Source organism: Mesorhizobium sp. M0676 (assembly GCF_040320535.1).
Lineage (GTDB): Bacteria > Pseudomonadota > Alphaproteobacteria > Rhizobiales > Rhizobiaceae > Mesorhizobium.
Genome location: NZ_JAMYPU010000053.1, coordinates 1 through 20,909, shown reverse-complemented (window position 1 = coordinate 20,909; position 20,909 = coordinate 1). Strand labels below are relative to the sequence as shown.

The window sequence follows — 20,909 nt, the reverse complement described above, 5'->3', positions numbered from 1 at the left end:
CCCGTATAGGACGGGGAGAGGGGCGCTCAGTGGTTTCGCCAATCACAAGCGTTCGAGAGAGAGTGAGAGAGAGAGAGAGAGAGAGAGCCAAGGCTGCGGTCAGCCCTTTCTCCCCGTCACTATACGGGGAGAAATGCCCGGCAGGGCAATGAGGGGCGGCGCTGACCTCCGGTGAGGAGCAAATCAAACGCGCGCTTTGCCTATCGGCAGTAATCTTTACAAAGAGCCGAGCTTGCCCAGATCCTTGGCGACCAGATAGTAGAAAGTCACGCGGCTCTTGGAGCTGTCTGCGGCCAACGCCTTGCAGGTCTTCTCGATCGCTGAGTCGGCTTTCGCCCCGTCGGTCACGCCAAGCTTCTTGGCAACCCAGTTGGTCTTGACGCGCTCCAATTCCTTGGGATCGGTGCAGGATACCAGCGAGGAATCGCGGTTGCGCAGCGCGATGCCCAGATGTTTCACAATCTTGGCAACCACATCCGCATTTGCGGCGGCGTCGTATTTCTTCACGTCTGCGAGATAATCGGCCATCAAATTTCCCCATGTCGGCGCCACGGGATCCGATCGATGGGAGCTGTGGCGCGCTGCCGCAACTTGTGCGCTCGGTCGATACTCCTCACCGTCGCAAAGCTTCGGTTGAGACCGCGCGCGAGTCAACCCTGGGCGCCGCAGTTTGGTGCGGCGAAGAAGTGCCATTGCGGCCTTTCATTTTGTGCGCCCGCCCCCTATATTCGTTTTGTCGGCTCGACCGACTATGGCGATAAATGGGCGATGTAATAAGCCGTTCGGACCCGGGGGCGGTACCCGGCGCCTCCACCAAAAGCCGCTTTGACGACAAAGCGGTTCTTGATGGGGGCGAAATAGGATCGACGAAGGTGTAAAGATCGTACTTTTGCCCGGCATGGTACCACCGTCATCGGGCTAAACCTGTAGTTGCAAATGACAACTATGCGGAAGCACGTCTCGCCGCGTAAGCGGTGCGATAGCTTCAAATCAAGCCCTAGAGGTTCGCACTTCTAGGCGGGGTTCGGAGGTACCTGGCAACAGAAACCTCCACTTCTCCCCTCCTCGATATCGTACGCAATGCCGGCTGCCGCTGGCCAATTTTCGCATGGTCATGGACCGCGAAGCCTACACCAAATTGAGCCATGAGCTGGTGCAATTTGCCGCTGGCGTCGGTCAAAGGCCGTGGTTCTGGCCGGGGCCGGATTACCCCAGACGTGAAAAAGGCCGGGATGACCCGGCCTTTCCGGTTGATTGCGGTCAGCTTACTCGGCCGGCGCTTCAACGGCTTCGCGCGAGCGGCCGAGCGTCAGCTTGGCCAGCGTGAACGAGATCACGGCGCAGAGCGTGATGCCGGCCACCATGGGCAGCGGGGTGCCGTCGAAGAAGATGCCGGCGACGCCCATCGCCAGCGCACCGATGGCGAAGTGCAGCGTGCCCATCAGCGCCGAGGCCGTGCCGGCGATCTCGCCATGCTCTTCCATGGCCAGCACCGACGTCGTCGGGATGACCAGGCCGAGGAAGCCGTAGCCGACGAACAGCAGTGCCGCCATCACATCGAGCCGGTCGACGCCGGTCGCCATGACTGCGAACAGCACCACCATCGTCGTGGCATAGCCGGTCACCGCCACCCAGACGACGCGCTTCAGCCCGAAGCGCTCCGACAGCAGTCCCGTCAGCTGCGACATGCCGATGAAGGCCACCGCATTGATCGAGAAGAACACGCTGTAGACGGAAGGCGACAGCCCGTAATGGTCGATCAGAATGAAGGACGAACTCGAGAGGTAGACGAAGAAGCTGGCGATGCCGAAGCCGGCGATCGCCACCAGGCCGAGGAAATTGCGGTCACCCATGAGGAAGCGATAGCCGGCGAGTGCGGTTCCGAAGGAGGAACCGACGCGTTCTTCCGCCGGCCGCGTCTCCTTCAGCGAGGTCGCCAGCAGAATGGTGGCCAGCAGGGCCGCGCCCGTCACCGTCCAGAACACGGCGCGCCAGCCGAAATTCTCGATGATCTGGCTGCCGGTCAGCGGCGCCAGGATCGGCGACACCGAAAACACCAGCATCAGCAGCGACATCAGCTTGGCGGCTTCGGTGCCGGTGTGCAGGTCGCGCACGATGGCGCGCGGCACCGCCATGCCGGCGCTGGCGCCCAGCCCCTGCAGGAAGCGGAAGGCGATCAGCCATTCGATGGTTGGGCTCATGGCCGAACCAATGCCGCCGACCATGAACAGCGCGAGGCCGCCGTAAAGCGGCAGCTTGCGGCCGACCATGTCGGAGATCGGTCCGACGACGATCTGGCCGAAGCCCATCGACAGGAAGAAGATCAAAAGGCTCATCTGAACGGCGGCGGTGCCGGCATGCAGATCTTCGCCGATCGAAGGCAACGCCGGCAGATACATGTCGATGGCGAAGGGGCCGATAGCGGACAACAGGCCGAGCACGACCGCGATGCGGAGGAATTTGGGACTCATGATAAAGGCTTCTTTCAAGTCTGGTTGGCGCCGCCAACGCGACGACTAACCCTAGGACGTTCCATCCCGTTGAAATCCGACGGCTCAGAGCGAGATTATTCGTCTCTACGGAGCGAATTCCCCATTTATTGTGTCCACAAATTTAGACAGCCTTGTCTAATTCGTCAATCACCTCTATATAGATTTCTATGAAGCTTGCCGTTTCTCCTGACATTTTCCCGCCACGCGGCCACGAGGCCAAGCGTATGTCGATTATCGATGCGGCGGCTTCGGTCTTTTGCCGGGAAGGCTTTGCCGGCGCGAATATCGACCTGATCGCGGTGGAGGCCGGCGTGTCGCGCCAGACCATCTACAATCACCACCGCGACAAGGAAAAGCTCTTCATGGCTGTGGTGCGCGATCTGACGGAGCGCTGCAATGCCGGCATCTTCGCCACCTTCGCCTCTTTCCCAGACCAGCCGAAGGATCTGGAAGCCGACCTGATCGGCTTTGCCGTGCGCATGAATCAGAACTGCATCTGCAACCGCGACGGACGCTTCCTGCGCAAGCTGATCCAGACCGAAGGCGAGCGCTATCCCGAGCTCTTCGCAGAATGGCGCGACCAAGGGCCGGGCCGGACCTGGCCCGCACTTGCCGCCCGTTTTGCCCGCCTCGCCCATGCCGGCCATCTCGCGGTCGACGATCCCGATGTCGCCGCACGCCAGTTCCTGGCGCTAGCCAACGCCGAACTGCAGACCACCTTCATGCTAGGCGGCATGCCGTCGGAAGACGAAGTGTTGCAATCCGCCACCCACGGCGTGCGCACATTCCTGCGCGCCTTCGGCAAGCGCAGATCAGCGGCAGCGGTGGAAAAACAGCTGGCCAGCGCCTGAACGTCAAAGCCGGCGATCAAATCGTCCGTTACGGGCTTCGCTTCGGCGCATCAGCGATCTATATCCGGTTTACGCCGCGCTCAAGCTTGACTACAGCTATGCGGACGATTCAACGGAACCCGACCAGCACATGGCCGACGACCACATCCGCTACGACATTCTGGCCCAGGAGGCATTGCGCGGCGTCATGCGCAAGGTCCTGGCCGAAGTCGCGCGCACCGGCCTTCCCGGCAATCATCATTTCTTCATCACATTCCTGACCGGCGCGCCGGGCGTGCGGGTGTCCTCCAGGCTGCGAGAGCGCTATCCCGAACAGATGACCATCGTCATCCAGTTCCAGTATTGGGACCTCAAGGTGACCGATACCGGCTTCGAGGTCGGGCTGTCCTTCTCCGACGTGCCGGAGAAGCTGGAAATCCCGTTCTCGGCCGTACGCGGCTTCTACGACCCATCGGTCAATTTCGAACTCGAATTCGACGTCAAGACCGACGTCCCGGCGGAAGACGATGCAGCCGCCCAGCCGGCTGCCGAGCCCTTGGCTATCGTCTCCGAGAAAAAGCCGAAGGCCGAGAAGAAGGCAGCTACCACTGAGGCGGAGAAAAAGCCCGCCGTGGCCGATGCCGGCAAGGGCGCCGACGTCGTGTCGCTCGACGCCTTCCGCAAGAAGTAGCGGGACGGACGGCGCGACATGGGCGAAATCGTCAACCTTCGCCAGGTCCGCAAGCAGAAGGCGCGCACCGAAAAGGAAAAGCTCGCCGGCGAGAACCGCGCTCTGCACGGCCGTTCCAAAGCCGAAAGAACTCGTGACCGGCTGACATCGGACAAGGCCGAAAAATTCGTCGCCGGCCACCGCCGCGAACGCCCGGAAGACCAGGGCGATTGATGGACCGCCTGCGGTGAGCCCGGTCGAAAAACGCTCGGTGACCATCCGCGGCCATCGCACCAGCTATTCCCTCGAAAAACCCTTTTACGACGATCTCCTCGCCATCGCCGCCGAGCGCAAGCTGACGCTTGCTGCCCTGGTCGCCGAAATCGACGAAACAAGGCCGCGCGATGCGAATCTGTCGTCGGCCCTCAGGCTCCACGTGCTGGACTGGGCCAAGCGCGACGCCAGAACTTCTTAGGCCTTTATGACCGCGTCCTGTTTCTTGCGGCGGGTGCCAAATCCCAGGAGCGTCGAGCGATCACGTTCCTCGGCAAGCTTCTTCGACCGGACGCGCATCAGATCTTTCCAGCCGACATAGCCGACCAGCCGCGCGTCCTCGCGCGCGACAACCGGCAGATGCGAGACATTGGCCATCAGCAGCTTGTCGGAAAGCCCCTCGAGATACTCGTCCGGATAGGCAAGCGTGAGCTTGCCGCCGGCAAGCAATTCGCCAAGCGTCGTGGTGCGGTGCTCGCCCGCGCGCCTCCAGCGCAGGATCGCCGGCGGATCGATGACGCCAAGCACCTGGCCGTCTTCGCTGACGACGGGAAAGCTCGGATGCCGCGTCTGGGGCGCGGTCAGGAAGGCGGCTGCGCCATGGAGCGTCATCGTCGCCGGCACGCTCTCCACCTGCGCGGTCATGACCTCGCGCACCCTGGTGAGCGCGAACGGATCGACACGATATTCTCGAACCAGATGATGCCCTCGCCTGGCAATCTTTTCCGTCAGGATCGACCGCTTCATCAACAGCACGGTGACGGCGTGAGCGGCCGCGCAAGCGGCGATCAACGGCACCAGCACATGGGTGTTGCCGGTGAGTTCGACCGCAAAGAAGGTCGCCGTCAGCGGCGCGCGCATGGTGCCGCCCATGGTCGCCGCCATCGCCAGCAACGGCCAGAAGCCGGGCGTCGCCTCAGGCAGGATGCCGGCGAGAACCGCGCCCATGGCGCCGCCCATGATCAGCAGCGGCGCCAGCACGCCACCGGACGTTCCAGAACCGAGCGCCACCGACCAGATGATCGCCTTGACCACCAATAGGACAAGTGCGGCCGTGGCGATCAAGCGACCATCGAGCATGTCGGCGATGTTGTCATAGCCAACGCCCAATGCCTGCGGCTCGATCAGTCCGCCAATGCCGACTACCAGGCCACCGATCATCGGCCACCACATCCAGTGTATCGGCAGCTTCTGGAAAGCGTCTTCGCAGGCATAGACCATCTGGGTCAGCAGGCCGGACAAGAGCCCGGCGCATATCCCGATCAGCACCCAGCCGCCCAGGCCGGTGAACGAAGCCTCCATGCTGCCCTGGAACGGGAAGATCGGCCCCGGCAAATGCAGCATGGTGCGCTCGACCTCGGCAATGATGGCGGCAACCGCCACGGGGATGAAGCTGCGCGGCGTCCATTCGAAGAGCAGCAGTTCCACCGCCAGCATGATGGCCGCGATCGGCGTTCCGAACACGGTGGTCATGCCTGCCGCCGCGCCCGCCACGAGCAGCGTCTTGCGCTCATTGTCGCTGACCGGCAGCATCTGCGCGATCAGCGAGCCGATGGCGCCGCCGGTCATGATGATCGGCCCTTCGGCGCCGAACGGACCGCCGCTGCCGATCGAGATCGCCGACGACAGCGGCTTGAGGATCGCCACCTTGGCATCAAGCCGTGAGCGACCGAGCAGGATTGCCTCGATGGCCTCGGGGATTCCGTGGCCGCGGATCTTCTCGCTGCCATATCTGGCCATCAAGCCGATGATCAGCGCGCCGATCACCGGAACGACGACCGCGGCGTAACCGAGCGGCGTGTCCTGCAGCTTCAGATTGGCAAATGAGAATTGGCCGAAATAAGCGATGTTGGTGGCAAGCTGGATCAGCTTAAGCAGCGCAATACCAGCAAACAGTCCTGCGGTTGCAACCACCACGGCGATCGCCGCGATCAGCAGCACGCGCGCATCGGTAGTGAAGTCGCGCAGGTGATTTTCCGAGGATTTCATATGGCGTCCAGCTTTCCGACGACGCCACGCGCGCCATCCTGTTGTCGGGCCGCTATGTATCGTAACACGATATAAATGTTCAAGGCTGTTCGCGACCGCTTTACCGCGTCATTTTGGACAACGACTGCGCGCCGGCCGTTGAGCTTTTCAGGCAAAGGACGATAGAGATCGGAAATGACCGTGCCAAAGAACCCACGACCAGCCATTTCGCAGGCCGACTACCAGCGCCTGTCCGAATTCCGTTACCTGATCCGGCGCTTCCTCGAATTCAGCCAGACCCAGGCCAACGATGCCGGCCTGACGCCGCGCCAGCACCAAGCGCTGCTGGCGATCAAGGGCTTTCCGGATGGCGGGCCGGTCACGGTCGGTGACTTGGCCGAGCGCCTGCGCATACGCCACCACAGCGCCGTCGAGCTGGTAAACCGCCTAGGCGAGGCAGGACTTGTGATCCGGCATCAGGACAAACACGACCAGCGGCGCGTGTTTTTGCGCTTGACCGAACACGCCGAAGACCGTCTTGCCGAATTGTCCGCCGCGCATCTCGATGAGCTCAAGCGCATCGAACCGATGCTGGGACGCCTGCTGACCCGTCACAAGCAATAGTCCGCAAGTCGCGGACCGGTGCCGTCGGCGATGCGGGTGCCTAATTGCCCAGCGACTTCAGCAAATTGTCGACCGAGAACGGATTTGTCCTGGGCTTCGGCGGCCCCGGGGCCGAACCGTCACTGACGCCGGGAAGTGAGCGGTCGACCTTCGGCGCCTGCTCCTGAGCCTTGCGCTCGGCCTCCAGCCTGGCTTTTTCCTGCGAGGCGATCCGAGCCTGTTCGGCCTCCTTCCGTTCGTCCTCGGCCTTGGCGGCGTCTTCGGCAGCCTGCTCTTCGGCCTGCGCTTTCGCGTCCGCATCTGCCTTGGCCTTTGCGTCAGCCTCTGCCTGCGCTTTCGCACCGGCATCGGCCTTTGCTTTGGCATCCGCCCTGGCCTTGGCATCCGCTTCGGCCTGTGCCTTTGCATCGGCCTGCGCTTTCGCCTTGGCGTCGGTCTCGGCTTTGAGCCGTGCCGCTTCCTCCTGCTTGCGCAATTCCTCGGCGGCGTTGTCGCGTTCGGTCTGCAGGGCGGCGTAATAGCGCACCTCGCGCCGCAGCCGCTGCTTCTCGAGCAGTGCTGTTTGCATCGCCTCGACCCGCTGCTGCTCCTTTTCCAGCGCGCGCTGGGTCAAAAATTGCGCCAGCGGCTCGCTGTCGAACTGCTTCTTCAGCGCCCCGAACGGCCCATCGACGCTGAAATTGACCGTCGGATCGGAGCCGACCAGCGCCTCGTCGCCAGGCTTGTAGGTGACCGCGCCCTTGGTGGCGACGGTGCCGGTGTTGAGGTCGGCCGTGATGTCGGCAGACAGCGTCGCCGCCTGGTTTTCGAGTTTCATCGGTGGTGCCCGCAACGTGCCGCCGGCGACCGTGAAGGCGATGTCGGCATCGCCGGCAGCAAAGCTGCCGTCGCCAGCGATCTCAGGTGCAAAGCCCGCAGTCTTGGCCACGTCGATGTCGCGCCCGATCGCATCGGCCTTGGCAATCAACGCGCCGAAGGCATCGGGATTGACGCCGGCAATGGTGAGGCCTTTCAGCGCCGCCGTGCCCGAGCCGGAGAGTGCGGCAATCATCGCGTCGACCGATTTGCCGCTGGTCGACAGCCCTGTCGAGAAGTCGCCGCTGCCACTCAAGCCGGCAGCCGGCAGCACAGTCGCCAGGTCAGCGCCGGCAAGCCTCATCTGGCCGGAGAACAGTCCCGTGCCGTCTGTGTTCTTCAACTCGAACAATCCGGTGAGCGCGCCGCCGAGCAGTTTTGCCTTCAGGTCCGAAACGCGGATGCCTTCCTGGTCCAGTTTCAACGACAGCGACGCGTCATAGGCTGTCGCCAGCGGTCCGGCGGCAAGCGTCGCCGTCGTCAGGTCGAGATCGGCGCTGAACGGCAGGCTGGATTTCTGGCTGAATGGCGCCGTCGGCCAGTTCGCGTTGCTGCTGAGGAACGACTGGTCACCGAACAGCGCAACCGCAATCGGGTCGAGGTCCAGTTCGTCGAGCGCCAGCGCACCGGCAAAATGCGGCAGCCCCTGCTTCGCATCGATGTTGACGTCGCCCGAAATCTCCGACTCGTTGATGGATCCGCTGAGACCGCTCAACACCAGCAGGCCATTGCCGAAATCGGCATCCGCGCTGAGCGAGGTCGAGGTGCCCGTTCCCATGCCCGGCAGGCCGGCGCCGGTGGTCATCAGCCACGGCTCTATATCGGAGGCGTCGAGGCCGATCTTGCCCTTGGCGGTGGCGCCTTGCGGTGTCTGAGCAACGGTGCCGTCGAACGTCGCCCTGAAGTCGTCGGCGGCGAAATTGAAGCTCGTCGCCAGGCCGCCGCCAAACGTGCCTTTGGCCGAAATATCGGTGCTTGCCTGGCCGAGCATGCCGAGCGGCAGCGCCGGCAGGCCGTAGAGCGCCAGCAGCGCCGTGGCGTCGGGATTTTTGGCGTTGAAGGTCAGCGTCACCGGCGCGTCGAGTAACTGGCCGACGGCACCCTTGCCCGACAGCGACGCCGAAAAGGCCGAACCGCCGGCCTTGCCTTGTCCGCTCACCGCCAGCCCGGTCGTGCCGTCGCCATTGTCGGCGGCGCTCGCCACCAGATCGACGCGCGCCTCCTGGAACAGTTCGGGATAGGCGGCCGTGCGGCCAGCCAGCCCCTTCAGCACCTGATTGTCGGGATAGTGTTGCGCGGCAATGTCGATCAGCGGCTTCAGATCGACGGCGACCACCGAGGCATCGAGCTTGCCGGTCGGGCTTGCCGGAAAATCCTTGATCCGGCCGGTGGCGCTGATCGAGGCGCCGGCAAGGCCGCCAATCGACAGCCGGTCGATTTCGAGCAGCCCGTCGCGGAGCCGGAGCGCTGTGTCGACGGTGTCGGCGGTGAGCCCGCCGGCATTGACCGGCCCTGCCTTGATCTGAAAATCGAGGTCACGGTCGGAAAAGCGGTTGGCGCCCTTGTCGCTGACGAAGATCGAGGCGAAGGCCGTCAGCCCGTCGACATCGAGTTCGCCGCCCGCGAGCCGCATCAGCACCGAGGACTTGGCGTCGTCGGGCTGGCTGGAATCGATGCGGCCGGTGAACTTCGACTTGCCGAGGATCAGTTCGAGATCGCTGAACGCCTGGCGCTTCTCCGACAGGTCCACCTTGGCCTTGAAGCCGGCGGCCGGCAGCCGGCGGATCGCCTCGTCGACATCTTTGGACAACCAGGCAGCAAAGCCGGAAGGCTGCGCCACCGCCAGCAGCATGGAGCCGCTGAAACCGAAATGATCTTCGACGCTGAGCATGCCGCTGGCTTCCAGCGTCGTGCGCCCGGGCAAGGTCGCGGCCAGCGATTTCACCGACCAGCCGCCCTCGACCGGCTCGGCCGAGAGATGCACGTCGCGCACCGTGGTGTCGCCAGCCACCACCGCCGGCAGCTTGACCTCGACAGTGCCGGGGATGCTCGGCTTCGGCAGTTCGAGCAGCGCCTGCTCGATCCCGGCAATGCGCTGGTCCAGCGTCAGGCCGGCGCCCTTCTCAGCGCCCACCGCCTCGTCCAGTTGCACCTGCGCGCCATTGGCCTCGATGGCGAAGTTCGGCCTAAGGCCGAGATCGACCGAAGCCTTGCCGTCGGCTGTGTAGGGATTGTCGAGCGGCCCGGTCTCGAAGCGGAATTCGTCGACGCCAAGCTTCTGGTGGTCGAGCGAGAACTTGCCGTTCAGCCTGAACCCCGGATCGGGTTTGCCGGCGCTGATTTTGACGCTCTCGCCATCGCCGCCGCGCAGTTCGGCGCTGTTTTTGTCGTTGCCGGAAATCTTGAACTGGCCGGAATAGACGGCAGCCCCATTGACGATGCCGGCATTGCCGTCGGTTTCGATGACCAGTGGATAGGCATCGGGATCGACCTTGAGCCTCAGCCGCATCTGGCCGCTGCCTTCGGCCTTGCCGGTCGAAGCCGCAACCGTCGAACGCAGTCCGTCGAGCAGCAACGTTCCGTCCATGCGCCACGGCCCGGCCAGCGACTTGGCAGAGATGGTCGAATTGATCTCGGAAATCAGATGGCTGCGCCCGCCTGCGGCATGGCGGAGCGCAATTTCTCCCTCCGTCACCGTGAGCTTCTCGATCGAGATCTGGTTGAGATCGAAGGGCGAGGACGGCCGTATCGCCCAGTCGACCGTGCCGTTATCGGCGATGTCGATCGTCGCCTTCGGATGCACCAGCCGCATGTCGAAAATCAGCACTTCGCCGCGCAGGAACGGCGCCAGTTCCGCGTCCATCGAAAAGGTCTCGACGGTCATTGCCGGCTGGCCGCCGGGGCCGCCGGCGACCGTGACGTTTGAGAAGGTCACCGAGGGGAACGGCAACAGCCGCGCCGTGGCGTCGCCTTGCACCGTCACCTTGCGGCCGAGAATGGCGCTCGCCTCGCGCTCGAATTGGGCGCGGTACCCGGTCCAATCGACAAAATACGGCACCACCAGCGCCGCAACCAGCACCAGCACAAACAAGCCACCGAAGATCACGAACAGGCGTGCGAGCATCAGCTCCGAACGGGTTGATTGAAAGTCAGCCGCACTCTACCCGCATCAGCGTGTCGATAAAGAGGCAATTCATCCAGAGTTGCTTGATCTCTGATGTATCTGGAAGAGCAGAGATTTTTGGACGCCTTTGACCGCGGTCCGGCCTGTGCGCAAGAGACTATCCTGCCATGGCCCGTCGGCGATATTCGTTCAGCAGCACCACCATCTCCTCAGGCGACAATGTCCAGCCCTGCGGTAATGCGGCTTCGGCGCCGAGGCTTTTGGTCACGCTGCCCATGACGGAGCTTTTCTTGACCCCCGGTGCGAAATTGTACCCGATCATATCGCCTATCCTGCGCCGGCGATGGACGACGAAGAAGCTTTCGATATTCTTCCAGGGGACCAGGTTGGGCGATCGAACAAGGCCTCCGCCGAGACTGAAACCTTGTCCGTTCAGCACCAGAATCTGCGGCCGCACAAGCTGCCAGGCAAACACCAACGCGACCAGCCCGAAAAAGGCCACGCACCACCAAAGGCCGGCAGTGTCGCCGTCCTCGGAGACATAAATCAGGAAAGCGCAGGCCAGGACAAAGAAGAGGCTGGCCGACAGCAGTAACAGTGTCTTGCCAAGCGATGCCCTTATAATCAGGGTATCCATTGCCGCTCCTCACATTTCGGCTATGCAGGTAATATCTTGCCCGGGTTCATGATGTCTTGCGGGTCGAGCGCTTTTTTTATGGAGCGCATGATGTCGACACCATGGCCGAGCTCATGGCGCAGGAAGCCGATCTTGCCCTGGCCGATGCCGTGTTCGCCGGTGCAGGTGCCGTCCATGGCGATCGCCCGCATGTTCAGCCGCGAGACGAATTTCTCCGCCAGCGCGATCTCTTTGGGGTCGTTGACATCCATCAGCACCAGCACATGGAAATTGCCGTCGCCGGCATGGCCGACGATCGGCGCAACCAGGCCCATCTCGGCAATGTCGGCCTCGGTTTCGGCAACGCATTCGGCCAGCCGCGAGATCGGCACGCAGACATCGGTCGAAAGGCCCTTGGCGCCCGGCCGTAGCGTCAGTGACGCCCAATAAGCATCGTGCCTGGCTTTCCAGAGTTTCGTGCGCTCCTCGGCGACGCTGGTCCAAAGGAATGGCCCGCCGCCATTGTCTTCAGCAATGGCACCGAAGGTCTCGGCCTGTTCGGCGACGCCGGCATCGCTGCCGTGGAACTCGACGAACAGGCACGGGCTCTCGGGATAATCGAGCTTCGAGTAATTCTTCATCGCCCGCATCTGCAGTCCATTGACCAGTTCGATCCGCGCCACCGGAATGCCCATCTGGATGGTCGCGATGACCGCGTTGCAGGCCGCCTCGAGGTTTGGAAACGGGCAGACGCCGCCGGAGATCGCCTGCGGAATGCCTTGCAGCTTCAAGGTCAGCGAGGTGATGATGCCGAGCGTGCCTTCCGAGCCGACCAGAAGCCGCGTCAGATCGTAGCCGGCCGAACTCTTTTTCGCCCGCTTGCCGGTCGTCACCGTCTCGCCATCGGCCATGACGGCCGTCAGCGACAGCACGTTTTCACGCATCGTGCCGTAGCGCACCGCATTGGTGCCGGAGGCCCGCGTTGCCGCCATGCCGCCGAGCGAAGCATTGGCGCCGGGATCGATGGGGAAGAACAGGCCGGTATCGCGCAGGTGCCGATTCAAATCCTCGCGCGTTACGCCAGGCTCGACCGTGCAGTCGAGATCCTCGGGGTTGACCGACAGGATGCGGTTCATGCGCGAGGTGTCGACCGAGATGCCGCCACCCGGCGCGTTGGTGTGGCCCTCCAGCGAGGAACCGACGCCGAAGGCGATGACCGGCACGCGGTGCGCGGCGCAGGCACGTACGATCTCCTGCACCTCTTCTGTCGTCTCCGGGAACGCGACACCGTCAGGCGCCTGCGTCGGAATATAGGTGGTGGTATGCGCATGCTGCGAGCGGATCGCCGCGCCTGTCTGGAAGCGTTCGCCGAGCTGCTGCTTGAGAATGCCGAGCACGGCGGCGATGCCTTCCTCGTTGCGTTCGACCGGATTGAGGTCGCTCAGAGCCATGAATTCCTCCGCGAATGGACCAGCGTCCACGCTTGTTATGCGATTATGGATGCGTAGTCTCGACTGCCGCGCTCTGTCCAGCACCAGAACAAGGAACTTTCCATGCCTGTTCCCGCCCCCTTAGTTTCCAAACCGATGGACATCGAGAAGGATTGGATCGACTACAACGGCCATCTCAACATGGCCTATTACAACGTGTTGTTCGACCGCTGCTCGGATGAGGCGTTCGAGGCGATGGGCATGGGGCTGGACTATGTCAAAGAGCGGCGCCTGACCATCTACACGGCCGAAGTCCATGTTTGCTATGTCCAGGAACTGCACCTCGAACACAAGGTCGTCGTATCCTTCCAACTGATCGATCATGACGACAAGCGGCTGCGGGCCTACCAGGAAATCCGCCATGTCGATGGCTGGCTCGCCGCCACTTCCGAAACCCTGTCGCTGCATGTCGACATGTCCGGGCCGAAAGTCGCGCCCTTCCCCGCCGATGTGCAGGCCAAGGTGGAAGCCATGCGCGCCGCCCATTCTGCACTGCCGATGCCCGAGCGCGCCGGCCGTTCGATCGGTATTCGCCGCAGGACCGCTTGAAGCGCTGCCTCGCCCGCGTTAACCTTACCAAGGTTTTAACGTGAACAAGCCATTTGGGCCATTGAACGACTCAGCTGACCGTTTGAGAACGGTGCCATGCGAGTTGCGACGCGGGCGGCGGGCAACAGGCGGTTCGAGGAACGTGCATGAAAACCGACATCAAGGTCGAGGTGGACAGGCTGGCTGCCGATCCGCGCATCACCGACTATGATTTCTGGCGCTCGTTGAAGAACGTCAACAACGAGATCTTCCACATCGCCAACAACAACGAGCCTATCCCCTTCGACATGATCCGCTGGCGCGCCATCCTGAAGCAGGCGCGCATGAAGCGTGGCCACGCCTGACGTTTCCCCTGCCCTGAGAAGCCGACACTGGCGAGCGCCGCCACGGACAATTGCGATCTGATCATTTCTATAGGTCGGCGCCAGCCCTGCTTTCAGCGAATCGGCTACATCCGACAACCTTCAAACCCATTTATTTCAATCCGTTGTGGAACCGGCGATTCGGTTCCGCAAATGGCTGCCTGCGACAAGAAGATCAAGATTGAACCAATTCCACGTCTAAGCCGTTGTGACCCCTGAAAAACGGCTTGGAGTGAAAGCATGGACTGGAAAAGGACCAGGGAACCGGCCGACGCATGGCACATGACGGACAATCTGCATGCCGAGCACGGCAAGGGCGATCCGTTCGCGGCCGCCATCCGCGCCACCCGCATGTCGATGGTCATCACCGATCCCCGTCAGGCGGACAATCCGATCGTCTTTGCCAATGACGCGTTCCTGCGCCTGACCGGCTACGAGCGCGACGAGGTCATGGGCAAGAACTGCCGCTTCCTGCAGGGGCCAGAGACAGACAAGGCAGCTGTGGCTAGCGTGCGCGACGCGATAGCAGCGGGAACCGATATCGCCATCGATCTGTTGAACTACCGCAAGGACGGCTCGACGTTCTGGAATGCGCTCTACATCAGCCCGGTTTCCAACGACAAAGGCGAACTCCTGTTCTTCTTTGCCTCACAGCTCGACGTCTCGGATCGCAAGCGCTCGGAGGATCGCATCACCGCCGACAAGAACCGTTTTGAAAAGGCTGTCAAGGAACGCACACGCGAGCTTGAGGCCGCCCTTGAGGCGCAGACCACGCTGCTGCACGAGGTCGACCATCGGGTGAAAAACAACCTGCAGATGATCTCCTCGCTGATCATCATGCAAAGCCGGGCAATCAAGGATGAAGCGACGAAGCGATCCCTGACCACCATGCTGGAGCGCATCGAGGCGCTGAGCACTGTGCATCGCCGTCTCTACCAGTCAAAGGATGTCAGCCGCTTCGATGTCTCGGATTTCGCCAGGGATCTGGTCACCGACCTGCTGACCGCATCGGGGCGCGCCGAGATCAAGCCGACGCTGGACCTCGAACCCATCGTCATTCCGGCCGAAAAAGCCACGCCTGTTGCCTTGATGGTCAATGAGCTTGTCACCAACGCGCTGAAGCATGCCTTCAAGGAAAAGCCGGACGGCACCACCGCGGGGCGCATCGGCATCAAGATGAGCCAGCCCGACGGCCACTTCAACATCGAGGTTTCCGATGACGGCGTCGGCATGGCCGAGGCCAGTGGCGATGCTTCTTTCGGCATGCGGCTGATCAAGTCGCTTGCCCGTCAGTTGCATGCCGACATCGAATGGCGCGACGCCGGCCCGGGCACAAAGGTCGTCATCTCGATGCCGAACGAACCGCAGCAGAAAGGGAAGCTGTCATGAACGAACCGCTCAAGGTCCTGATCGTCGAGGATGAGGCGTTGCTGGCGATGGAACTGGAAAGCCTCGTCGAGGAAGCCGGCCACAGCGTTGTGGGTTGGGCGACATCGTTGGCCGAAGCAAGAGGTATGATTGATACCGCTGATGCCGATATTGCCTTTGTCGATATCCACCTCGCCGACGGACCAACCGGGGTCGAGGTTGCCGAGCATATCCGCGAGGGTAACCGTTCCATGGTGGTGTTCATGACCGCCAATCCAAAACGCATCCCCGACCATTTCGCCGGCGCGATCGGCGTCATCGCCAAGCCCTACACGATGAACGGACTGGTGTCGGCGTTGCGCTATCTGCAGGAGGGCGTGCGGCGCCCGCCCCCGGTCTCGGTGCTGCCGGCCGGTTTTACGCTGTCGCCGGCCTATGAAAGCGTATGGGCGTCGTCGGCGGCCTGAAGCTTACGCCAGCTTCTCCTTGAGGAAAGCGATCGTCCGTCCCCAGGCGAGATCGGCTGCCTTCTTGTCATAGCGCGCGGCCGAGGTGTCGTTGTTGAAGGCATGGTTGACGCCGTCATAGACATAGACGGTGTATTCTACATGGGCGGCGTCGAGCGCCTTCTTGTAGGCATCGATGCCGGCGTCGATGCGCTCGTCCAGCCCGGCATAGTGCAGCAACAGCGCCGCCTTGATCTTCGCCACATCCTCGGCCTTCGGCTGCATGCCGTAATAGGCGACGCCGGCGGCGAGATCGGGCGCGTTGACCGCCAGATTGTTGACCGTGCCGCCGCCCCAGCAGAAGCCGACAGCACCGACCTTGCCGTTGCCGTCCTTCTCGCCCTTGAGATAGGCGATGGTCGCCACACCATCGGCGGTGACATGGCTGGCGTCGAGCTTGGTGAACATGTCGCGCGCCTTGTCCTCGTCGGCGGGCGTGCCGCCGAGCGGCGACAGGAAATCCGGGGCCAGCGCCACGAACCCCTCCAGCGCAACGCGCCGCGCCACATCCTTGATATGCGGGTTGAGCCCCCTGTTCTCATGCACCACGATGACGGTGCCGAGCTTGCCGGACTGGTCCGCCGGCCTGACCAGATAGCCCTTCATCTCACCGCTGCTGCCGGAATAGGTGATATCTTCAGCCTTCACGCGCGGATCGTTGTCGGCGACGATTGCCGCCTGCGCCGAATTCGCCGCAAGCAGCGGCGCGATCGCGGCCGCCGCCGCGCCCGATCCGGCAAGCCTGGTCAGCTGTTCCATGAAGCGGCGGCGGTCGAGCGTCAGATGCGTGTATTCGTCATAGGCATCGATCATCGCCTGGGTGATGGCAGGTTTGGCAGGTTTGACGGCTTCGGCGGTGGGTTTCGTCATGGCGTGCTCCTCGTTAGGAGATGATCTCACGGTCACTCCGGGATGACCTCATGGTCACTCCGGGATGACCTCGCGGTCACTCCGGGATGACTCGCGGATCAAGATAGGGTGCAAGCTCGCACGGTCCAGTCTCGGATGGGTGACGCTTGCGCCATCGAACGATGCGGCGGCCCCGCGGAACGCGCCCATCACATTTTGGTCATTTCAGAGAATGTCGATGGTGCCGCCACAATATGGAAGGAAGCTGATGATGGTCTCGCTCGTAGCGGCGAGCCCGACGAGAAGGAACAACGCCATGACCTTGTCTACTCCGATCCTTGCAAGCGCGCTCGTGCTTGCTGTTGCTGCCTTGCTGGCAATGCGCTCCGCTGCTGCCGCAGCCGCCGCTCGGATGGTGAATGTCCGCGTCGACCGGCGTCGGCCGTCACCACGCTGATCCAGCAGGCCGAAACAGGGCCGCAGCTAACCAATGAAGTACTGGGCTCCGTGCCCAGCCTCAAAGGCCATCTCTTACGCAAGCTGACCAAGGCTGCTGCTGCCCCTCATCGCCCTGCCGGGCACTTCTCCCCGTATAGTGACGGGGAGAAGGATGCCGTCATCGATGATTTCGCCAATCGCCAGCGTTGCAGGAAAGGGCGCCAACGCTGAAGCTGCCCCTTCTCCCCGTCACTATACGGGGAGAAGATGCCGGGAGGCAGATGAGGGGCGGTGCGACATTGCCAGAATATCTGCCGGGCCGATCACTTACCTAAGTCACATCGCTGCTACTTCGGCAGCGTATAGGCCATCACATAGTCGCCGGGCTTGGTGCCGACCGAGCCATGGCCGCCGGCGACGATGACTACGAACTGGCGGCCGTCGGCGACGGTGTAGGTCATCGGCGTCGACTGCCCACCGGCCGGCAGCCTGGCCTGCCAAAGCTGCTTGCCCGATGTCAGGTCATAGGCGCGCAAATAGTCGTCGACCGCCGCGCCCAGGAAGACGACGCCGCCGGCGGTGATCATCGGCCCGCCAATGCCGGGAACACCGACCTTCAGCGGCAAGGGCAACGGCGTCATGTCATAGACGGTGCCGTTGCGGTGCTTGTAGGCGATCTTGCCGGTTCTGAGGTCCGCTCCCGCCACATAGCCCCATGGCGGCGCCTGGCAGGGCACGCCGAGCGGCGACAGGAATGGCCCCATCACCACCGCATAGGGTGCGCCCTCATTGCGGTTCAGCCCCTGCTCGCTGCCGCGCCCCTCATCCGGCGGCGGCACCTGGTCGCGCGGAATGAGCTGCGATTTGAACGCCAGATAGGTCGGCATGCCGAACATCACCTGCCGTACCGGATCGACGGCGACGCCGCCCCAGTTGAATGTGCCGAAATTACCGGGATAGACCAGCGACCCCTGCACCGACGGCGGGGTATAGCGACCCTCGTAGCGCAGGCCCTGGAATTCGATCCGGCAGGCCAGCTGGTCGAACATGGTGATGCCCCACATGTCGGCGCCGGTCAGCGGCCTCGGACTGAAGGAGAGATCCGAGACCGGCTGCGTCGGCGACGTGTGATCGCCCTCGACAGCGCCGCCCGGCGCCGGCACTTCCTTGATCGGGATGATCGGCTCGCCGCTGCGCCGGTCGAGCACGTAGAGGTCGCCCTGCTTGGTCGGCCCGACCAGACCCGGAACGACGCCGGCAGCGGTGGTGATGTCGACCAGCGTCGGCTGTGCCGGCACGTCCATGTCCCAGAGGTCGTGATGCACGGTCTGCCGCACCCAGCGCAATTGCCCGGTGGCCAGATCGAGCGCGGTGATCGAGGAGGAAAACTTCTCGACATTGGCGCTGCGGCCCATCCCGAGCTGGTCCGGCGTCTGGTTGCCGAGCGGCACATAGAGCAGGCCGAGCTTCTCGTCGGCGCTTGCCGTCGACCACATGTTGGGCGAGTTGTGGGTGTAGGTCTGGCCTGCAGCCAGCGGCGTTGTCTGGTCCGGATTGCCGGAATCCCAGTTCCACACCAGGGCGCCGGTGTCGACGTCGAAGGCCCGGATGACGCCGGACGGCTCTTGCGTCGAATAATTGTCGTTGACCGCGCCGCCGATGATGATCTTGCCGCCGGCAATCAGCGGCGCCGAGGTCGAGTAATAATAGCCCGACTTCGGATACGGCATGTTGGTCAACAGATTGAGCGTGCCGGCCTCGGCGAAGGACGCGCAGACCTGGCCGTTGGCGGCGTCGAGCGCGATCAGCCGCGCATCCGAGGTCGGCAGATAGACGCGTGTCGCGCAAGGCTGGCCGGCGGCGATCTTGGCATCGGCATAATAGGACACGCCGCGGCAGGTCTGGTGCTGGCGGTCCTTGTCGAGCTTGATCTTGGGATCGAAACGCCATTTCTCCTTGCCGGTGGCGGCATCGATGGCGATGGCGAAATTGTGCGGCGTGCAGATATAGAGCGCGTCGCCCACCTTCAGCGGCGTCACCTGATAGGTGGTTTCGCCGACATCGTCCGGCCCTTTCACGTCGCCGGTCTGGTATGTCCAGGCCGGCTGCAATTTGGCGACATTGTCGGGCGTGATCTGGTCGAGCGGCGAATAGCGCTGGCCAAATTGCGTGCGGCCGTAGAAGTGCCATTCACCCGGAGGCACGTTGCCGCCGAGATCGGCAGTCGGCGTCACCTTGTCGGCGCTGAGGTCGCCGGCGATGTCCTTGGGATCGGCCGTCATCGAATAACCGGCGACGGCGAGCGAAGCGAGCACGGCCAGAATGAGCGGCGCTCGCGCGTCGGGGCCGGTCAGGCCCCGCCTTGCCCAAGGCGTCAGCAGCCACAGCGCCAGAAGCACGATGATGCCGCCGCGCGGTCCGAGTTCCCACCAGTCGAAGCCGATTTCCCACACCGCCCAGGCCAGCGTGCCGAGAACGATCGCCGCGTAGAGCCAGAGCGCCGTCGATTTGCGCCGGAAGAGCAGCCATGCGGCGATGAGGAAGGCGAGACCGGTGACGACGTAGTACCAGCTGCCGCCCAGCATCGCGAGCCAGACGCCGCCGCCGCCAAGTGCGAGGCCGATGAGGAACAGGATGAGGGAGGTGATGACGACAGCCAAGACGATACTCCTTCGACTGATGCGCTTTGCAGCGCCTCACGGGCAGCCGCCCCTGCCCTGTCGCCAGCTTTCTCCCCCAGGCCGCGTGTGTCAAGCTGGCCCTGCCAGCATAAGGCGAGAGCAAACGCTCGACTTCATTCCGCTCCCACGCTGCAGCACCTCCACTACATTGTCGGGCGTCGGGACGATGAAATTCGCACTGCGCCCCAGAATCTCACTTCCAAACCAGAACAAAACGTAGACACTTCTGGTCTTTCGCTCCCGAATCACTACATTCGGGGGAGATGTCCGGCTTTGCGGAAGACATGCCCTTTTTTGACGAACCCAATGCGCGGCCCGCGGCCCCGTCGGGCATAGCCGCGCGCGCCATGGCGGCCCGCAGCGGCCCCAACAGCGCGCCCGATTATCTCAACGGCCTCAACCCCGAGCAGCGGCTGGCGGTGGAAACCACCGAAGGCCCGGTCCTGGTGCTGGCCGGCGCCGGCACCGGCAAGACCCGCGTGCTGACCACCCGCATCGCCCATATCCTGGCCACCGGCAGGGCTTTCCCCTCGCAGATCCTGGCGGTGACCTTCACCAACAAGGCCGCGCGCGAGATGAAGCAGCGCATCGGCCATCTCGTCGGCGAAGCCGTCGAGGGCATGCCGTGGCTCGGCACCTTCCACTCCATCGGCGTCAAGCTCTTGCGCCGCCACGCCGAGCTGGCCGGGCTCAAATCCGATTTCACCATCCTCGACACCGACGACGTCGTACGGCTGATCAAGCAGCTGATCCAGGCCGAAGGCCTCGACGACAAGCGCTGGCCGGCCAAGCAGTTCGCGCAGATGATCGACGGCTGGAAGAACAAGGGCCAAGGCCCCGCCGACATTGCCGAGGGCGACGCGCGCAGCTTCGCCAACGGCAAGGGCCGGGAACTCTACAAGGCCTATCAGGAGCGGCTGAAGACGCTGAACGCCTGCGACTTCGGCGATCTGCTCTGCCACCCGATCCGCATCTTCCGCGCCAATCCGGACGTGCTGAAGGACTACCACAAGCGCTTCAAATACATCCTCGTCGACGAGTACCAGGACACCAACACCGCGCAATACATGTGGCTGCGGCTGCTGGCGCAAAGACCTACCTCCCCCTCGATGGGGGAGGTCGCGCCGCCAAACCGCGCGGGTGGGGGGTGCCGCGCCCGCGCCACTGCCACCCCACCCCCCCCCGCCCGGGGGCGCCCGCCCCCAACACCCGCG

The 20,909-nt window shown here is 63.3% G+C and carries 18 protein-coding genes and 1 other RNA gene; 11 read left to right on the top strand and 8 right to left on the bottom strand.

What is annotated here, in order from left to right; translation table 11 throughout:
- Window positions 1-216: 216 nt before the first annotated feature.
- On the bottom strand, window positions 217-528 hold the full coding sequence (locus tag NKI35_RS30390) for a DUF2853 family protein (RefSeq protein WP_023668323.1): 312 nt from the start codon (window positions 526-528) through the stop codon (window positions 217-219).
- A 168-nt stretch (window positions 529-696) separates the two neighbouring features.
- Here NKI35_RS30390 and ssrA point away from each other — a divergent pair.
- Window positions 697-1,055, top strand: a transfer-messenger RNA (tmRNA) gene (gene ssrA, locus NKI35_RS30385).
- A gap of 210 nt (window positions 1,056-1,265) precedes the next feature.
- Here the strand turns inward: ssrA and NKI35_RS30380 are convergent.
- On the bottom strand, window positions 1,266-2,471 hold the full coding sequence (locus tag NKI35_RS30380; protein ID WP_023667417.1) for a multidrug effflux MFS transporter: 1,206 nt from the start codon (window positions 2,469-2,471) through the stop codon (window positions 1,266-1,268).
- Between the two features lie 188 nt (window positions 2,472-2,659).
- Between NKI35_RS30380 and NKI35_RS30375 the strand changes: the two genes are divergently transcribed.
- From NKI35_RS30375 to NKI35_RS30360, 4 genes are all read left to right on the top strand, one after another.
- On the top strand, window positions 2,660-3,343 hold the full coding sequence (locus tag NKI35_RS30375; RefSeq protein WP_023668320.1) for a TetR/AcrR family transcriptional regulator: 684 nt from the start codon (window positions 2,660-2,662) through the stop codon (window positions 3,341-3,343).
- Window positions 3,344-3,473: 130 nt separating this feature from the next.
- Window positions 3,474-4,013, top strand: a complete 540-nt coding sequence (locus tag NKI35_RS30370; RefSeq protein WP_023741675.1) for an SspB family protein — start codon at window positions 3,474-3,476, stop codon at window positions 4,011-4,013.
- A gap of 18 nt (window positions 4,014-4,031) precedes the next feature.
- Entirely contained in the window at window positions 4,032-4,226 is a 195-nt protein-coding gene (locus tag NKI35_RS30365; RefSeq protein WP_023667420.1) for a DUF4169 family protein, read from the top strand.
- Between the two features lie 13 nt (window positions 4,227-4,239).
- The gene (locus NKI35_RS30360) at window positions 4,240-4,467 is read left to right on the top strand and encodes a ribbon-helix-helix domain-containing protein (RefSeq protein ID WP_352513007.1); all 228 of its coding nucleotides are present in this window, start codon (window positions 4,240-4,242) and stop codon (window positions 4,465-4,467) included.
- Here NKI35_RS30360 and NKI35_RS30355 read toward each other — a convergent pair.
- Window positions 4,464-6,254, bottom strand: a complete 1,791-nt coding sequence (locus NKI35_RS30355; RefSeq protein ID WP_352742436.1) for a chloride channel protein — start codon at window positions 6,252-6,254, stop codon at window positions 4,464-4,466. The genes NKI35_RS30360 and NKI35_RS30355 overlap by 4 nt on opposite strands.
- Window positions 6,255-6,428: 174 nt before the next feature.
- On the opposite strand from NKI35_RS30355, the gene NKI35_RS30350 reads away from it, so the two are divergent.
- Window positions 6,429-6,857 carry a MarR family winged helix-turn-helix transcriptional regulator gene (locus NKI35_RS30350; protein ID WP_027050603.1) on the top strand — a complete coding sequence of 143 codons (429 nt, stop codon included), beginning with the start codon at window positions 6,429-6,431 and terminating at the stop codon, window positions 6,855-6,857.
- A 40-nt stretch (window positions 6,858-6,897) separates the two neighbouring features.
- Here the strand turns inward: NKI35_RS30350 and NKI35_RS30345 are convergent, their stop codons facing one another.
- From NKI35_RS30345 to NKI35_RS30335, 3 genes are all read right to left on the bottom strand, one after another.
- Entirely contained in the window at window positions 6,898-10,836 is a 3,939-nt protein-coding gene (locus tag NKI35_RS30345; protein WP_352742434.1) for an AsmA family protein, read from the bottom strand.
- Window positions 10,837-10,993: 157 nt separating this feature from the next.
- Window positions 10,994-11,473, bottom strand: a complete 480-nt coding sequence (locus NKI35_RS30340) for a hypothetical protein (RefSeq protein ID WP_023667425.1) — start codon at window positions 11,471-11,473, stop codon at window positions 10,994-10,996.
- Between the two features lie 20 nt (window positions 11,474-11,493).
- A complete protein-coding gene (locus tag NKI35_RS30335; RefSeq protein WP_023667426.1) occupies window positions 11,494-12,903 on the bottom strand; it encodes an FAD-binding oxidoreductase in 1,410 nt (469 codons plus the stop codon).
- Between the two features lie 102 nt (window positions 12,904-13,005).
- Here NKI35_RS30335 and NKI35_RS30330 point away from each other — a divergent pair, with 102 nt between their 5' ends.
- The 4 genes from NKI35_RS30330 to NKI35_RS30315 all read left to right on the top strand — a co-directional run bounded on the left by NKI35_RS30330 (window position 13,006) and on the right by NKI35_RS30315 (window position 15,688).
- On the top strand, window positions 13,006-13,491 hold the full coding sequence (locus NKI35_RS30330; protein WP_031197523.1) for a thioesterase family protein: 486 nt from the start codon (window positions 13,006-13,008) through the stop codon (window positions 13,489-13,491).
- Between the two features lie 146 nt (window positions 13,492-13,637).
- Window positions 13,638-13,835: a hypothetical protein gene (locus NKI35_RS30325; protein ID WP_013531006.1), complete on the top strand. Its 198-nt coding sequence runs from the start codon at window positions 13,638-13,640 to the stop codon at window positions 13,833-13,835.
- A 258-nt stretch (window positions 13,836-14,093) separates the two neighbouring features.
- Window positions 14,094-15,242, top strand: a complete 1,149-nt coding sequence (locus NKI35_RS30320; protein ID WP_023668314.1) for a histidine kinase dimerization/phosphoacceptor domain -containing protein — start codon at window positions 14,094-14,096, stop codon at window positions 15,240-15,242.
- On the top strand, window positions 15,239-15,688 hold the full coding sequence (locus NKI35_RS30315) for a response regulator (RefSeq protein WP_023668313.1): 450 nt from the start codon (window positions 15,239-15,241) through the stop codon (window positions 15,686-15,688). The genes NKI35_RS30320 and NKI35_RS30315 overlap by 4 nt, the downstream gene beginning before the upstream one ends.
- 3 nt (window positions 15,689-15,691) lie before the next feature.
- Here the strand turns inward: NKI35_RS30315 and NKI35_RS30310 are convergent, their stop codons facing one another.
- Window positions 15,692-16,597: a dienelactone hydrolase family protein gene (locus tag NKI35_RS30310; RefSeq protein ID WP_023735955.1), complete on the bottom strand. Its 906-nt coding sequence runs from the start codon at window positions 16,595-16,597 to the stop codon at window positions 15,692-15,694.
- 764 nt (window positions 16,598-17,361) lie between these two features.
- On the bottom strand, window positions 17,362-19,674 hold the full coding sequence (locus NKI35_RS30305; RefSeq protein WP_352742431.1) for a glucose/quinate/shikimate family membrane-bound PQQ-dependent dehydrogenase: 2,313 nt from the start codon (window positions 19,672-19,674) through the stop codon (window positions 17,362-17,364).
- A 284-nt stretch (window positions 19,675-19,958) separates the two neighbouring features.
- On the opposite strand from NKI35_RS30305, the gene NKI35_RS30300 reads away from it, so the two are divergent.
- On the top strand, window positions 19,959-20,909 hold a 951-nt coding region (locus NKI35_RS30300; protein ID WP_352742429.1), incomplete at its 3' end, for an ATP-dependent helicase.

Excerpts from the sequence above, each read along its gene's own strand:
- NKI35_RS30325 (WP_013531006.1), top strand. The coding sequence starts at position 13,638 with ATGAAAACCGACATCAAGGTCGAGGTGGACAGGCTGGCTGCCGATCCG.
- NKI35_RS30315 (WP_023668313.1), top strand. The coding sequence starts at position 15,239 with ATGAACGAACCGCTCAAGGTCCTGATCGTCGAGGATGAGGCGTTGCTG.
- NKI35_RS30310 (WP_023735955.1), bottom strand. The coding sequence starts at position 16,597 with ATGACGAAACCCACCGCCGAAGCCGTCAAACCTGCCAAACCTGCCATC.
- NKI35_RS30345 (WP_352742434.1), bottom strand. The coding sequence starts at position 10,836 with ATGCTCGCACGCCTGTTCGTGATCTTCGGTGGCTTGTTTGTGCTGGTG.
- NKI35_RS30330 (WP_031197523.1), top strand. The coding sequence starts at position 13,006 with ATGCCTGTTCCCGCCCCCTTAGTTTCCAAACCGATGGACATCGAGAAG.
- NKI35_RS30355 (WP_352742436.1), bottom strand. The coding sequence starts at position 6,254 with ATGAAATCCTCGGAAAATCACCTGCGCGACTTCACTACCGATGCGCGC.
- NKI35_RS30340 (WP_023667425.1), bottom strand. The coding sequence starts at position 11,473 with ATGGATACCCTGATTATAAGGGCATCGCTTGGCAAGACACTGTTACTG.
- NKI35_RS30390 (WP_023668323.1), bottom strand. The coding sequence starts at position 528 with ATGGCCGATTATCTCGCAGACGTGAAGAAATACGACGCCGCCGCAAAT.
- NKI35_RS30365 (WP_023667420.1), top strand. The coding sequence starts at position 4,032 with ATGGGCGAAATCGTCAACCTTCGCCAGGTCCGCAAGCAGAAGGCGCGC.
- NKI35_RS30350 (WP_027050603.1), top strand. The coding sequence starts at position 6,429 with ATGACCGTGCCAAAGAACCCACGACCAGCCATTTCGCAGGCCGACTAC.
- NKI35_RS30370 (WP_023741675.1), top strand. The coding sequence starts at position 3,474 with ATGGCCGACGACCACATCCGCTACGACATTCTGGCCCAGGAGGCATTG.
- NKI35_RS30375 (WP_023668320.1), top strand. The coding sequence starts at position 2,660 with ATGAAGCTTGCCGTTTCTCCTGACATTTTCCCGCCACGCGGCCACGAG.
- NKI35_RS30335 (WP_023667426.1), bottom strand. The coding sequence starts at position 12,903 with ATGGCTCTGAGCGACCTCAATCCGGTCGAACGCAACGAGGAAGGCATC.
- NKI35_RS30380 (WP_023667417.1), bottom strand. The coding sequence starts at position 2,471 with ATGAGTCCCAAATTCCTCCGCATCGCGGTCGTGCTCGGCCTGTTGTCC.
- NKI35_RS30320 (WP_023668314.1), top strand. The coding sequence starts at position 14,094 with ATGGACTGGAAAAGGACCAGGGAACCGGCCGACGCATGGCACATGACG.